Origin of the sequence: Mesorhizobium sp. M7A.F.Ca.US.008.03.1.1, assembly GCF_003997495.1 — a bacterium.
Classification (GTDB): Bacteria; Pseudomonadota; Alphaproteobacteria; order Rhizobiales; family Rhizobiaceae; genus Mesorhizobium.
In genome coordinates, this window is the sequence record NZ_RZRU01000002.1 from 1 (window position 1) to 14072 (window position 14072).

A 14072-nucleotide genomic window follows, 5' to 3' on the forward strand; every position below is an offset into this window, starting at 1 on the left:
CCCTTGTGGGGAGGGGTTAGGGGTGGGGGTACAGCGCCGACCTCTCACCCGACGATCTCCGCCGTCTCCACCACCGCGTGGAACAGCACGTCGGCGCCCGCCGAAGCCCATTCCTTGGTGATCTCCTCGGCCTCGTTGTGGCTGAGGCCGTCGACGCAGGGGCACATCACCATGGCGGTCGGCGCGACGCGGTTGATCCAGCAGGCGTCGTGGCCGGCGCCGGAGACGATGTTGCGGTGGGAATAGCCGAGGCGTTCGGCGGCATCGCGGATCGCCTTGACGCAGCCGGCATCGAAAGTCACCGGATCGAAAGCGCCGACCTGTTCAATCTCGTAGCGGATGTCGAGTGCATCGCAGATCGTGTCGATGCCTTCGCGGATGCGGCCATCCATCGCGTCCAGCACTTCCTTTTCCGGCGAGCGGATATCGACGGTGAAGACGGTGCGCCCGGCGATGATGTTGCGCGAATTGGGATAAACCTCCATGTGGCCGACCGCGCCGACGGCATCGGGCTGGTAGTCCATGGCGATCTCGTGCACCAACTCGATCACCCGCGCCATGCCGAGCCCGGCATTGCGGCGCTTGGGCATCGGCGTCGAGCCGGTATGCGCTTCCTTGCCGGTCAGCGTCACCTGCAGCCATTTAAGGCCCTGGCCATGGGTGACGACACCGATGTCGATATCTTCGTCCTCGAGGATCGGACCCTGTTCGATATGAAGTTCGAAGAAGGCGTGGATCTTGCGATCGCCGACCTTCTCGGTGCCTTTCCAGCCGATCCGCTCCAGCTCCTCGCCAAACTTCTTGCCGGCCTTGTCGACATGCCCGTACACATCGGCCTGGTCGAGCACGCCGGCGAACACGCCGGATGCCATCATAGCCGGGGCAAAGCGCGAGCCTTCCTCATTCGTCCAGTTGGTGACGACGATCGGATGTTTGGTCTTGATGCCGAGATCATTGAGCGAGCGCACCACTTCAAGCCCGCCCAGCACGCCAAGCACGCCGTCATACTTGCCGCCGGTCGGCTGCGTATCGAGATGGCTGCCGACATAGACCGGCGGCAGGCTGGGGTCGGTGCCTTCGCGACGGGCAAACATCGTGCCCATCTCGTCGATGCCCATTTCGAGCCCGGCCGCATCGCACCAGCGCTTGAACAGATGCCGGCCCTCGCCGTCCTCGTCGGTCACGGTCTGGCGATTGTTGCCGCCGGCAATGCCGGGGCCGATCTTCGCCATCTCCATGATGGAATCCCACAAACGGTCTGAATTGATTCGAAGATTCTCGCCGGGTGCGGCCATTCAAAGTCCTCTCATTTCATACACTGGTCGGGCGGCGGTTCCCGCCGCCACCCATCCAGGCAAAGCAGATTTAGTCTATCGACCTCAGTACATCGCGCACATGGTCGATCAATTCGTTGATCTGGCCCTTGGTGATGATCAGCGGCGGCGACAGCGCGATGATGTCGCCGGTGGTGCGGATCAGCGCGCCGCGCTCGAACGCCTTGACGAAGGCCGAGAAGGCCCGCTTGGTCGGCTGGCCGGCGATCGGCGCCAGCTCGATCGCGCCGATCAGGCCGATGTTCCTGATGTCGATGACGTTCGGCTCGCCTTTCAGCGAATGCAGCGCGTCTTCCCAGTACGGCGCCAGCTCCTCGCCACGGGTCAGCAGGCCCTCTTCCCTGTAGGTGTCGAGCGTGCCGAGTGCGGCCGCGCAGGCGATCGGGTTGCCCGAATAGGTGTAGCCGTGGAAGAACTCGATCATGTGCTCGGGGCCGGTCATGAAGGCGTCGTGGATTTCCTTCTTCACGAACACCGCGCCCATCGGGATGACGCCGTTGGAGACGCCCTTGGCGGTGGTCATGATGTCGGGCGTGACGCCGAAATAATCGGCGGCGAACGGCGTGCCGAGGCGGCCGAAACCGGTGATGACCTCATCGAAGATCAACAGGATGCCGTGCTTGGTGCAGATCTCGCGCAGCTTCTGAAGATAACCCTTCGGCGGCAGGATGACGCCGGTGGAGCCGGCGACCGGCTCGACGATGACAGCGGCGATGGTGGAAGCGTCGTGCAGGGCGACGATACGCTCCAGCTCGTTGGCGAGTTCCGCGCCATACTCCGGCACGCCCTTGGTGAAGGCGTTCTTTTCCGGCAGATGCGTGTGCGGCATGTGGTCGACGCCGCCGAGCAGCGTGCCGAACATCTTGCGGTTGGTGACGATGCCGCCGACCGAGATGCCGCCGAAATTGACGCCGTGATAGCCGCGCTCGCGGCCGATCAGCCGTGTGCGCGAGCCCTCGCCCTTCACACGGTGATAGGCGATCGCCATCTTGAGCGCGGTCTCGACCGATTCCGAGCCGGAATTGGTGAAGAAGACATGGTCCATGCCCTTCGGCGCGAGGTCGACCAGGCGGTTGGCCAGTTCGAACACGATCGGATGGCCCATCTGGAAGGCGGGCGCATAGTCGAGCTCGGCGGCCTGCTGCTGGATCGCCTCGGTGATCTTCGGCCGGCAGTGGCCGGCATTGACGCACCACAGGCCGGCGGTGCCGTCGAGCACCTTGCGGCCGTCGCTGGTCGTGTAATGCATGTCCTTGGCGGACACCATCATGCGCGGCGCCTGCTTGAACTGCCGGTTTGCCGTGAACGGCATCCAGAATGCGCTGAGATCGTTCGGCGTGACTTTCAGCCGGTTGGACATGACCAGGACTTCCCCTTGTAATCTGTTTCGCTGCGCCCAACGCTTGGTCTTTGCCGCGTTTTCATGCTACGCAAATTTTTGACCGATTGGACAAACGTTAGCACCGCCCTGTCGGCGGTCAAGGATTACTAGCGGAAATGCGGCACCTGAAGTGCGTTCCACAGGCTAGGGAAAAACTGGTCCAGAGAATTGGTCCAGATGACCCTCAACACGAGGGCTTGCAACGGTGACCATCGGCACGGCCGCCCCTCGCCGCACCCGCATCCAGCAGGAAAAGCGCGAACTCATCCTGGAAGCGGCGCTCGAGGTCTTCTCCGCCAACGGCTTTCGCGGCTCGACCATCGACCAGATCGCCGAAGCCGCCGGCATGTCGAAGCCGAACCTGCTCTATTATTTCCGCCGCAAGGAAGACATCCACGAGACGCTGATGCAGCGCCTGCTCGACACCTGGCTGGCGCCGCTGCGCGAACTCGACGACATTGGCGATCCTCTCACCGAACTGCGCAGCTACATCAGGCGCAAGCTGGAGATGGCGCGCGACTTTCCACGCGAGAGCCGGCTGTTCGCCAACGAGATCCTGCAAGGCGCGCCGCGCATCATGCCGCTGCTTGCGGGCGAACTGAAAACGCTGGTTGACGAGAAGGCCGCCGTCATCAAGGGCTGGATGCGCGCCGGCAAGATCGCCAAGACCGATCCGTGGCACCTGATCTTCTCGATCTGGGCGACGACGCAGCATTATGCCGATTTTGACGTCCAGGTCCGCGCCGTGCTCGGGCCGAACCGCGGCGGCGACGGCCGCTTCGAGGATGCGGCAAGATTTCTCGAGCAATTGTTCTTGGATGGGCTGAAGCCGAAGGGTAGCGCCTCGTCGAAATAGACTAAAGTTGCAGACCGTGGGGATTAGCCGAAACGCCCATCACTTCGTCAGTCAACCTCAGGCGCTGCGCCGCTCGGCCGGCAGCGCGTCCAGCAATGTCTGCAGCTTGGCGACCGAGTTCTGCTCGGCGAGCGGCGTGTAGACGATCAGCTTCATGTCCGAGCCGTCGCTGATCGACAGGCTCATATGCTCGAAGGTCATGGCGCCCGCGCTCGGGTGCCGGACATGTTTCACCCCCGACAGCCGGTGCGCGACGTCGCGCTGCGGCCACCAGGCCCGAAATTCGGGGCTCGAACGCGTCATCAACTCGATCAGCCGCTCGAAATCCGGATCGCCGACATAGCGGGCGCTCGCGGCCCGGAACGAGGCCAGCACGGTGCGCGCCAGTTGCTCCCAGTCGACCAGCAGGCGCCGGTGGTGCGGGCTCGTGAACACCATGTGGACGATATTGCGGGCATCACCCTCCAGCAAGCCATAGTCGCCGAACACCGCCACCGCCGCCGGGTTCCAGGCCAGCACGTCCCAGCGCCGCCCAACGACATAGGCCGGCTGCAGCACCAGGCTTTGCAGCATGTGCAGCAAGGGGCCATCGACTTTTTCCGGCGCCACGGCACGGCGCTCCGGTTGCTGGCGGTCGGCAAGGATGAACAGATGCTGTTTCTCGGCGGCGTCGAGGCGCAGCGCTTCGGCAAGTGCCGTCAGCACCTCGACCGAGGGCCTGACCTCCCGCCCCTGCTCCAGCCATGTGTACCAGGTCGTGCCGACGCCGGCGATCATCGCCACCTCCTCGCGCCGTAGTCCCGGCGTACGCCGCCTGAGACCGGTGGCGATGCCTGTGGCCGAGGGCGTCAGCCTTTCGCGGCGCGAGCGCAGGAAGGCGCCGAGTTCGCGCCGGCGGCTGTCTTCAGCCGAGTGCGTGGTGGAAGCATCCATGACCCCTACTATAGCAGTATTGATACCAGGATAAAGTTTGAACTGTTTGGCTCGCGCCAACTGTCCCATCTTCCGTTCAGAGCAACAGAACGGAGGCTCTGAACATGGAACTCAAAGACAGGACAATCCTCATCACCGGCTCGACAGATGGCGTTGGCCGCGTCGTCGCGCAAAGGCTCGGCGCCACGGGCGCCCGTGTGCTGGTGCATGGCCGCGATGCAACGCGCGGCAAGGCTGTTGTCACCGAGATCGAAGCTGCCGGCGGCAAAGCGGAACTTCTGGTCGCCGACCTCTCTTCGCTGGCCGAGGTTCGCCGGCTTGCCGAGGCCGTGCGCGCGCGGACGGACCGGCTGGACATCCTCATCAACAATGCGGGCATCGGCACGGCAGGCCAAGGCGCCAAAAGGCAGGTCAGCGCCGACGGCTACGAACTGCGCTTCGCGGTCAACTACCTCGCCGGTTTCCTGCTCACCAGCGAGCTTCTGCCATTGCTGAAGGCGAGCGCCCCGGCACGCATCGTCAACGTCGCCTCGGCCGGGCAGCAAGCGATCGACTTCGGCGATGTCATGCTGACCCGGAGTTACGACGGCGTGCGTGCCTACTGCCAGAGCAAGCTGGCGCAGATCCTGTTCACCGTCGACCTTTTGGAGCGGCTAAAAGGCACCGGCGTCACTGTCAACGCGCTGCATCCGGCCAGCTACATGAACACCACCATGGTCCAGCAGGCAGGCGTGACGCCGTGGAGTTCGGTCGAGACTGGCGCCGACGCTATCCTCAATCTCGCCACGTCGACCGCGCTCGACGGAAAAAGCGGCCTCTATTTCGACGGCCTGCGTGAATCCCGCGCCGATGCCCAGGCCTATGACGCCAAGGCAAGGCAACAGTTGCGAGCCTTGAGCCTCGATCTTGTCGGCCCGGCCTCCCCCACATCGAAGGAAGACCATTCATGACCACAACAATCCAACATGCCGTCATCATCGGCGGCTCGTCCGGCATCGGCCTGGCGACGGCGCGCAAGCTGCTCGGCCCGAGCATGAAGGTGACCATCACCGGGCGCTACGAGGAGAAACTGAAGAGCGCCTGGAAAAGCCTTGGCGGCGCTGCCGACAAGGCTGCGTTCGACGCCGCGAAGCCCGATGAGGTCCGCCAGTTCTTCGAAAGCCTCGGGCCTTTCGACCATCTGGTGCTGGCGGCCAGCGGCGGCAAGGGCCTCGGCCCCTTCCCGACGCTTGACCTGAGCGACATCGGCAGTGGCGTGGAGGAAAAGGTCCGGCCGCAGTTGTCCTGCCTGCAGGCCGCCTTGCCGACGCTGAACAAGGCCGGATCGGTGACCTTCATCTCGGCGGTCTCGGCGCAGCTCGCAACGCCCGGCGTCGCCGGTATCGCCGCCATCAACGGCATGCTGTTGACCGTGGTGCCGATCCTGGCCCTGGAGTTGAAACCGCTGCGCGTCAATGTCGTGGCGCCCGGCGTCATCGACACGCCCTGGTGGGATTTTCTGGCCGAGGAGCAGAAGCACACGATCTTTGCCGGCTATGCCGGCAAAACCCCGGTCGGCCGCGTCGGCCGGGCCGAAGACGTGGCCGACGCAATCGCTTTCCTCGTCTCCAACGGCTTCATGACCGGCCAGGTGCTGACCTGCGACGGCGGTCTGAGATTTGCGGCATAGGAACAGCGACTATCGGGCTCCGGCGGGACCTTAATTGGCCTTCTTTGGACCGCGGTCGTTCTCGTCCGCAGGCCTGTCGCCTGACGGTTTTGCCGAAACAGGCTTTTCCGGCACATGGGAATAATCAGATGTATCCGCCCCATACATCTTGTTGTCGATCGCCTCTTGCCAGCTGTAGTCCGCGTCGGATGGTGAAACCTCGGCGATCTCATGACGGGAGGAGCGAGCGTGAAGCCAGTTCGGGGTGATCTCTCGGACCAATTGTGCAAAGCGTCCCATGGAAACCGTTCCTTTCGTTGTCCTTTCCAGGAGGCGCGATCGCGGTTGCGTCGGCTGGACCTAAAGTTGACCTCTCAGCCAGGCCAGCGTCTCGGCAACGCCGGCAAGCCCGTACTGCGCGGTGGTGTGCGCCGGTGGCTTGACCCGGATCGATATGCCGCCGGTATCATTGATCGTTTCGAAGCCGTTCTCGTCCGAGGTATCGTCGCCCAGGAAGACCGGGCGACGGCCCGTGAATGGCGCGATATCCATGAATCGCCGGATCGCTGCGCCCTTGGCAGCCTCGAGCGGCAGCAGTTCCACACCGGCATTGCCGGGAACCACCCGGTAGCCCTTTGGCAGCGTGGCCAGCGCCTGCTCGACAAGCTGCGTCGCCCGCGGAAGCAGATGCGGGGCGGCGCGCGTGTGGATGGCCAGCACCCGTCCTTTGCGCTCGATATAGGCGCCACGGCCGAGCTCGGCCTCGATCTCGTCGGCAAGCGCTGCAATATCCGCCGGCTCGTCCGCGATCTCGACGTCGTCACCCGGGGATAGCCTGTGTTCCAGGCCGTAGAGTCCGGCCGCGCGCAGCTTCAAAGGCTGAAACAGATGGTCCACGGCGGCAACGGAGCGGCCTGTGATGAAGGCCAATGCCCCGTCCAGCTTCCGGTCCAGGCCTTGCAGCAAAGAGCGAAGCTCGTCGCTGACCGAGACGGCGTCCGGGTGCTCGGCATGTTCCAGAAGGGTGCCGTCGATGTCGAGGAACAACGCCCATTCGCCGGTCAGCACAGCCTGCGGTTTCGGCATGACGGCCTGCGGCTTTTGCGGGCTTTCGCTGATCATCTTTTGCAGGACCTCGTTCATGACATGACTACCCGTTTGCGCTCGAACATGGACACGACATTGTCGACGCTAGGCGGCCGGTCACCGACACCGGTTACCCGGTCGAGGTCACCGCGCTTGCGCAAGCGCGCCGCGTCCAGAAGCATGCTGCCGGCCCAGCGATAGACATTGTTGTTGCGGATCGTCTCGCGCATGGGCCGCATGCGCTCGCGCTGTTCGTCTGAAGTCATGATCAGCGCCTGCAGCAGCGCTTCGCTCATCATGGCGGCGTCGTAAGGGTTGACGATCAGCGCCTCCAGCAATTCGCGCGAGGCGCCGGCGAAGGTGCTGAGCATCAGGACGCCCTGTTCGTCGTCGCGCGCCGCGACGAATTCCTTGGCGACCAGGTTCATACCGTCATGCAGGCTGGTGACCATGCATATGTCGGCGGCGCGATAGATCTCGTAGACCTGTTCCTGTGAGTGATGCTCGGCCACCATAACCACCGGCCTGTAACCCTCGCTGCCATAGCGTTGGTTGAGTTCCTCGGCATAGCGGTGGCATTCGTCGTGGAGCAGCTTGTAAGCCGGGAGCGTGCCGCGGCTGGGGGCCGCGATCTGCAGGAAAACCAGCTTTCCGATCCATTCGGGGTATCGCTTGAACAATTCGTCCAGTGCCTGAAACCGATCCAGAATGCCCTTGGTGTAATCGAGACGCTCGACGCCCACGGCCAGCTTCACATCCGCTTTCAGTCCGAACCTGTTGCGAAGGCGGGCGCGGCAGTCATCGACATCAGGCAATTTTGCCAACAAGCTCGCCGGCCATTCTATCGAAATGGGATAGGCGTGCACCAGCGTCGTCTGGCCACCGTAGGAGATTGCCGCATCGGCCCGCTCGATGCGGCTTTCCAGGAAGCGATCGACGCTTTCGGTGAAATTATTGGCGTGGAACTGAGTGTGGAAACCGATGATTGAACTGCCGAGCAGCCCCTCGAGAATGCGTTCACGCCACGGACAGATGCTGTACACTTCCGAGTTCGGCCATGGGATGTGCCAGAAGGTGATGACGATCGCCTCCGGCAGGCGCTCGCGGATCATGCGCGGCAACAGCGCGAAGTGATAGTCCTGGACCAGCACGATCGGCCGCTCGTTGCGCGCTTCGGCCACCACCGTGTCGGCGAACTTCCGGTTGACGGCCTCATAGGCCTCCCAATCCGAGGCGCGAAAAATCGGTCGGGTGAAGGCGATGTGGCAAAGCGGCCAGAGGCCCTCATTGGCGAAGCCGAGATAGTAGCCCTGATGCTCTTCCTCCGTCAGCCAGACCCGGCGCAGCGTGTAGGACGGATGGCCGGGAGGCACCAGTACCCGGTCGTGGTCGTCGACGGTCAGGCGGTCCGCGGTTCCACCGCCATAGGCGATCCAGGTGCCGCCACAGGCGCGGGTGATAGGCTCGAGCGCCGACACCAGCCCGCTGGCCGGCACCAGCAATTCGACGCCGTCATCCCTGATGTTGTGGATATAGGGTTCGCGGTTGGACACCACGATGACCTGCGCATCGGGCAGATCGTCGGCAAGGATCTTGCGCAATGTCTCGGGCGACCACGTCACCAGCGCCGCATCGGCCGATTGGCCGTTCTTTTCGAACTCACGTATCACCTTGCGCGCCGCCTCCGCGGCCACGTCTTCACCCGGCGTGTGCGCGACCGCAGGAGGATGACTGCGGCGCTGCCGCGATAGGGAGAAGAAAACGGCAAAAGCGGAAAAACCGAGGCTCGCCAGGATCAGAACCCAGAGCAGGTCCGCACCGTAATTTGTCATGGAATGCCAACTCACCTCCGGCCGTTCTGCGGCCGTTTTGTTCGTGTTACCAATTTGAAACTGTCCGCGGTGACATGGTCGCCATACGGACATGTATTTTCGCAACGCACAAAGCCGGGATCGGTTCCGCCAATTTTGTTCGGATCATGTTCTGACGATGAGCGGCACCAGCCCTTCGTGGCGATCGGCGAGGAAAGCGACGACCCGGTCGCCGACGCGCTGGAAGGTGAGATCGACCACTCTCTCGCCGACGCCCAGGTGACGAAGCGTGAGCGTGTCGATGCCGATCGGCAGCCTCGGGCGGGTGACGCGGATTTCGCCATCCCAGCCGTCGATCTCCAAGCCAAGACAGGCTTGCATCAGCATGAAAGCGGAGCCCGCCGACCACGCCTGCGGCAGGCAGGCGACGGGATAGGCGATCGGTGCTTCGCCGGGCGCTCGGGTAAACCCGCAGAACAGTTCGGGCAGCCGCATGTTGAAATGGACCGCAGATTCGAATGTGCCGCTCATCAGGCGAACCACGCTTTCACGCTCGCCGTAGCGCGCCAGGCCGGCACCGCACATGGCGGTGTCGTGCGGCCAGATCGAACCATTGTGGTACGACATCGGATTGAAGAACACGGCATCGTCGGCAAGCGTCCGCAGTCCCCAGCCGGAATGGAAGGAGGCGGAAAGCAGCTGGTCGGCGACCATCTGGGCCCGCGCCGGCTCAGGCAATCCGACAAAGAGCAGATGGCCCGCATTCGAGGTCCGCACCTTGCAGGGCTCGCCTTCACCGTCGATCGCCAGCGCATAGAAGCCGAGATCGTCGAGCCAGAAATCGCGTTCCACGGCCACCCGCATCGCCTCGGCGCGGTCCTCCCAGTGATCGGCTTTGTCGTCCTCGCCACGGCGGCGGGCAAGCTTGGCCAGCCCCCGGAAAGCGGCAAAGACATAGCCCTGCACTTCGACTAGCGCGATCGGGCCCTTGGGAATGCGGCCATCGGCATGAAAGACGGAATCGAAACTGTCCTTCCATCCCTGGTTGGCGAGGCCGGACTCGGCGGCCCGCTGGTAGGTAACGAAGCCGGTCTCGCGGCCCGCCTCCTCCGTCCATTCGGCCGCCGCGCACAGCGACGGCCACAGGCTGTCGATGAACGCCATGTCACCGGTCCGATCGGCATAGGCACAGGCAAGATAGATGTAGAGCGGTGTCGTATCGACGCCACCGTAGTAGCGGCCGAAGGGAAGCTCCCGCAGCGCGACCATTTCGCCCTTGCGGGTCTCGTGCATGATCTTGCCCGGCTGCGAATCGCTGAACGGCGATGTCTCGGTCGCCTGGTGCTGGGCCAGAAAGGCCAGCACGCCCCGCGCCAGGCCCGGATTGAGCCACAGCATCTGCAGTGCCGAGATGACGCCGTCACGGCCGAACGCCGTCGAGAACCAGGGAATACCGGCATAAGGGTAGGGTCCGGTCGCCAGTTCGGTGGTCAGCAGCGCGACATCGGCGCGGGCGCGCTCGACCCAGTCGTTGAAGACACGGCCCGAGCTGCGCACCGTCGCGCCATGGCGACGTTTGGCCCGCATTCCAAAGCGGGCGCGGGCGGCAGCGGCGCGGAACCGGTCGCGGTCGGGCTTATCGGCCACCTCGGGACCGACCTCGACATAAAGCACCTTCCTGCTGCGCTTGGTCACGGCGATCAGGAAATCGGCACGGTTGGCACTCAGTTGGTCCGGCGCCTGCGAGAACGATATCGCAGAGAGGCGGGCCAGGCCATCGAGCCCGTCATAGCGCAGCAGCACCGACGTCGCGTCTGTTTCGGCGGCATGGGCCAGCCCGCGCTTCAGCCGTGTCGAGCCACGCACTTCGAACATATCGCGGAAATCGGCGGAATAGTGCAGGGAAACGCTGATCGTCGAGTGTTCCCGGCTGTAATTGGAAAGGGTGATGCGTTCAAACAGCCTGTCCTGCCAAAGCAGCCTGACGCGTTCGATGTGAATGGCTCCCTGTGGGATGTCGCGTCCACCGGCGCTCTGTATCGGCAGATTGGTCAAATTGGTGGTGAACAGCACATTGTCCTGGCTAAGCGAGGCGCCAAGCAGCGATGTCTGCCTGCCGCCGACGGTCAGCCGGAACTCGGAAAGAACCCGTGTGTCGTCGCGAAAGAAACCGTCGCCGGCGCCACGTATGTCGCCATAGGCGTCGGCAACGGCGAAGCAATCGGCCTGCTTGAGCGCAAACAACCGATGCGGCTCGCGAGGGGCGGTGGCGTCGAGCGATGCAAGCGCGACCGCAGGATCGAGCTGGCGCTCATCGAGTTGGGCCATTCGTCAAAGGTCCCTGTTGTTTCGTTGCCGTGGCTCGAGCACGTCGCTGCTCAAGACGCCTTCGCCGCGCTCGGGACGCCTATCAGGCCCGCATAGGCGGCCAGATAATCGCCAGCCATTCTTCGAGCGGAAAAACGCTTTTCAAAGACGGCCCTTACCTTGCGCCTATCGAGCTGCAGCAAATCAGGTACCGCGGCGACCGCGCCATCCATTGTATCAGCGATAAAACCGGTCACGCCTTGATCGATGATCTCGGGCAGCGCGCCGCAATTCCAGGCGATCACCGGCGTACCGCAGGCCATGGCCTCGATGGCGGCGAGGCCGAACGGCTCCGGCCAGTCGATCGGGAACAGCAGGCCGGCCGCCTTGCCGAGAAATTCCGCCTTCTGGCCCTCCTCGATCTCGCCGACATAGACGATGCGATCGCCGTCGATCAACGGTTCGACCATCTCGTGGAAATAGGCGCGGTCGTCGTCCCCGATCTTTGCCGCGAGCTTGAGCTTGAGCCCCGAACGCAAGGCGATCTCGATGGCGCGATCCGGGCGCTTGTCGCGTGAAAACCGGCCGAGGAAAGCAAGATAGGGTTCTTCCGCCTTCGTCTCGAAAGTCGGCTCGTAGATACCGGTCGGCAATCCGTGATGGATCGTCGCCAACCAGTTGGCGTTGGCAAGGCCTGCCTTCTGGCTGTGCGAAATGGAAATCATGGGAAAGCGCGGGAAACGCTCATAGGCCTGCGCCAGGTCGACATAATCCAGCCTGCCATGCGGCGTTGTCACCGTCCGCTGCGCCATCTCCTCGAAGAAGGAAAAGTGCAGGAAGTGGCTGAGGTGGAAGTGGATGACGTCGAACTCCGACGCCCGTTCCCTCACCTGCGCAAGCATCGAAAGATGCGCCGCGATCTCGGATTTGAGCGGACGCGGATCGAGGCGTAGCGCGCGCTCCCGGCCAGCCACCAGCGTCGCGGATGTGTGGCTGTCGCCACTGGCAAACAGCGTCACCTCATGGCCCAAATCAACCAGCGCTTCGGTCAGATACGAGACGATGCGCTCGGTTCCGCCATAGAGCCGCGGCGGCACCGATTCATAAAGCGGCGCGACATGGGCAATTTTCATATTTCATCCTGGATGCTCGGCATACAGGTGCGAAATGCGTCAACGGCTGGATTGGTTCCGATTTAATGACTGGCGGCGCCACAGTGCCGCAGTCGGCATGGAGCCGCGCGTCAAAGCGACTGCGCGATCAGCGTCAGGAAGCCACCACTCAGCGCGACATTGCCGACGAAGCCGTTGACGCGGGACGCACGGTCCGGACCCTGATGGTCCCAGAAATTGTGAAACATCGGCGTGGCGACGATGAGGAACAGCAGCAGCACCGCTGCGGCGAATGCGGTCCAGAGTCCTGCGATGACCAGCACGCCGGCGGTGATCTGAAGCACGATGCCGAGCCACAGCGCCAATCTTGCCTGCGGCACGCCACGCGCGGCCATCATCTGGGCCAGGAAGGGCGCGTTCTGGATGTTGCGCAGGCCGGCGAAGACGAAGGCGCCGCCGAGCAACAGCCGGCCGAGAAACAACAGCGTCGAAGGCGAATCGGCAGGCATCAAACTCTCCCTTCAGAAACAGTCGGAGCACCGCCTTTCGACGGCGCTCCAAAACACATCCGGACAATCAGGCAGCCTTGGCCGCCGGCATCGGGTGAATGGCCTGGAACGGGATGCACAGCCGGTTCCAGGTATTGATCATGCCGAGCGCAACGGACAGCTTGACCAGCTCCTCTTCCGAGAAATGCTCGAGCGTCCTTGCATAGAGTTCGTCTGGCACGCCATTGTTGGCGATCAGGGTGACGGCCTCGGTCCAGGCCAAGGCGGCGCGTTCGCGCTCGGAAAACAGCGGCGATTCCTTCCACGCCGAAACCAGATAGAGCCGCTGCTCGGTCTCGCCGTCGCGCCTCGCCTCGCGGCTATGCATCTCGACGCAGAACGAGCAGCCATTGATCTGCGACGCCCTGAGCTTGATCAGGTGCAGCAGGCTCACCTCCAGCCCGCATTCGTCTACCGCCTTGTTGAGCGCCGACACCGCCTTCATGATCTCCGGCGCCTTGGCGAAAAATTGCAGCCTCTGTTTCATCGTCTTGTCCTTTCAAATCTGCTTGGGTTTGGGTCTACGGGGTTAACTGGATTTCTGCGGCCGCTGGTGGCGCTCGACGAAGGCGCAGCTCGCGGCAAGCGATCTCGGATCGCCTTCCGCAGCATAGGTGGCCACGATATCGGACAGCTTGGTCTCGGCGAGCGCGGCGCGATAGGCGCGCTCGGCCTTCAGCATCGCGGCGTTGATGCCGCAGGGTTTGACATAGGCCGATGCATCGAGCTTCACCGGACCGCGCTGGCGTATCTCGCCGCAACGGAAGGCCGGCTCGCGGCCCTCGACGGCCAGCACGATGTCGAGCAGCGTGATGCGCTCGGCCGGCCGCGCCAACCGATAGCCACCGGCAGGCCCGGGCACCGATTCCAGGATGCGCTCGGCGCTGAGCATGTTGAGATGCTTGAGCAGATAGCTAGGCGACAGGCCAAAGGCCTCGGCCAGAGCGGCGCCCGGCACCGTACTGTTCCCTGCCACACTCGCCAGCGTGGCAGCGCAATGGATGGCTGCTTCAACGCCCTCGCCCAGCTTCATTGGATCGGCTCCTTGATCATGGA

Annotated in this window: 14 protein-coding genes; 3 read left to right on the plus strand and 11 right to left on the minus strand. The window is 63.5% G+C overall.

Going from position 1 to position 14072, the window contains the following annotated elements; genetic code table 11:
* Window positions 1-44 precede the first annotated feature (44 nt).
* Together EOA16_RS02860 and EOA16_RS02865 are read right to left on the minus strand one after the other, a co-directional pair.
* The gene (locus tag EOA16_RS02860; protein WP_127255347.1) at window positions 45-1295 is read right to left on the minus strand and encodes a Zn-dependent hydrolase; all 1251 of its coding nucleotides are present in this window, start codon (window positions 1293-1295) and stop codon (window positions 45-47) included.
* Between the two features lie 70 nt (window positions 1296-1365).
* Window positions 1366-2694, minus strand: coding sequence for an aspartate aminotransferase family protein (locus EOA16_RS02865; protein ID WP_127255349.1), 1329 nt, complete (start codon window positions 2692-2694; stop codon window positions 1366-1368).
* Window positions 2695-2920: 226 nt separating this feature from the next.
* Between EOA16_RS02865 and EOA16_RS02870 the strand changes: the two genes are divergently transcribed.
* Entirely contained in the window at window positions 2921-3571 is a 651-nt protein-coding gene (locus EOA16_RS02870; protein ID WP_127255351.1) for a TetR family transcriptional regulator C-terminal domain-containing protein, read from the plus strand.
* 57 nt (window positions 3572-3628) lie between these two features.
* On the opposite strand, the gene EOA16_RS02875 is transcribed toward EOA16_RS02870, so the two are convergent.
* Window positions 3629-4504, minus strand: a complete 876-nt coding sequence (locus EOA16_RS02875) for a helix-turn-helix transcriptional regulator (RefSeq protein ID WP_127255353.1) — start codon at window positions 4502-4504, stop codon at window positions 3629-3631.
* A gap of 104 nt (window positions 4505-4608) precedes the next feature.
* Between EOA16_RS02875 and EOA16_RS02880 the strand changes: the two genes are divergently transcribed.
* Together EOA16_RS02880 and EOA16_RS02885 are read left to right on the plus strand one after the other, a co-directional pair.
* Window positions 4609-5454 (plus strand): SDR family NAD(P)-dependent oxidoreductase, encoded by an 846-nt coding sequence (locus tag EOA16_RS02880; protein ID WP_127255355.1) that lies wholly within the window; start codon window positions 4609-4611, stop codon window positions 5452-5454.
* Window positions 5451-6173, plus strand: a complete 723-nt coding sequence (locus tag EOA16_RS02885) for an SDR family oxidoreductase (RefSeq protein ID WP_127255356.1) — start codon at window positions 5451-5453, stop codon at window positions 6171-6173. The genes EOA16_RS02880 and EOA16_RS02885 overlap by 4 nt, the downstream gene beginning before the upstream one ends.
* Window positions 6174-6203: 30 nt before the next feature.
* On the opposite strand, the gene EOA16_RS02890 is transcribed toward EOA16_RS02885, so the two are convergent.
* The 8 genes from EOA16_RS02890 to EOA16_RS02925 all read right to left on the minus strand — a co-directional run bounded on the left by EOA16_RS02890 (window position 6204) and on the right by EOA16_RS02925 (window position 14049).
* The gene (locus tag EOA16_RS02890) at window positions 6204-6452 is read right to left on the minus strand and encodes a hypothetical protein (RefSeq protein WP_127255358.1); all 249 of its coding nucleotides are present in this window, start codon (window positions 6450-6452) and stop codon (window positions 6204-6206) included.
* Between the two features lie 60 nt (window positions 6453-6512).
* Window positions 6513-7295, minus strand: coding sequence for a trehalose-phosphatase (gene otsB, locus EOA16_RS02895; RefSeq protein ID WP_127255360.1), 783 nt, complete (start codon window positions 7293-7295; stop codon window positions 6513-6515).
* Window positions 7292-9070 (minus strand): trehalose-6-phosphate synthase, encoded by a 1779-nt coding sequence (locus EOA16_RS02900; protein WP_127255362.1) that lies wholly within the window; start codon window positions 9068-9070, stop codon window positions 7292-7294. Before EOA16_RS02900 ends, otsB begins: the two co-directional genes overlap by 4 nt.
* A gap of 144 nt (window positions 9071-9214) precedes the next feature.
* Window positions 9215-11377 carry an amylo-alpha-1,6-glucosidase gene (locus tag EOA16_RS02905; RefSeq protein WP_127255364.1) on the minus strand — a complete coding sequence of 721 codons (2163 nt, stop codon included), beginning with the start codon at window positions 11375-11377 and terminating at the stop codon, window positions 9215-9217.
* A gap of 50 nt (window positions 11378-11427) precedes the next feature.
* The gene (locus tag EOA16_RS02910) at window positions 11428-12489 is read right to left on the minus strand and encodes a glycosyltransferase family 4 protein (RefSeq protein ID WP_127255366.1); all 1062 of its coding nucleotides are present in this window, start codon (window positions 12487-12489) and stop codon (window positions 11428-11430) included.
* Window positions 12490-12599: 110 nt separating this feature from the next.
* On the minus strand, window positions 12600-12977 hold the full coding sequence (locus EOA16_RS02915; protein ID WP_127255368.1) for a DoxX family protein: 378 nt from the start codon (window positions 12975-12977) through the stop codon (window positions 12600-12602).
* A gap of 67 nt (window positions 12978-13044) precedes the next feature.
* Entirely contained in the window at window positions 13045-13503 is a 459-nt protein-coding gene (locus tag EOA16_RS02920; protein WP_024501510.1) for a carboxymuconolactone decarboxylase family protein, read from the minus strand.
* Between the two features lie 42 nt (window positions 13504-13545).
* A complete protein-coding gene (locus EOA16_RS02925; protein WP_127255370.1) occupies window positions 13546-14049 on the minus strand; it encodes an Rrf2 family transcriptional regulator in 504 nt (167 codons plus the stop codon).
* Window positions 14050-14072 lie beyond the last annotated feature (23 nt).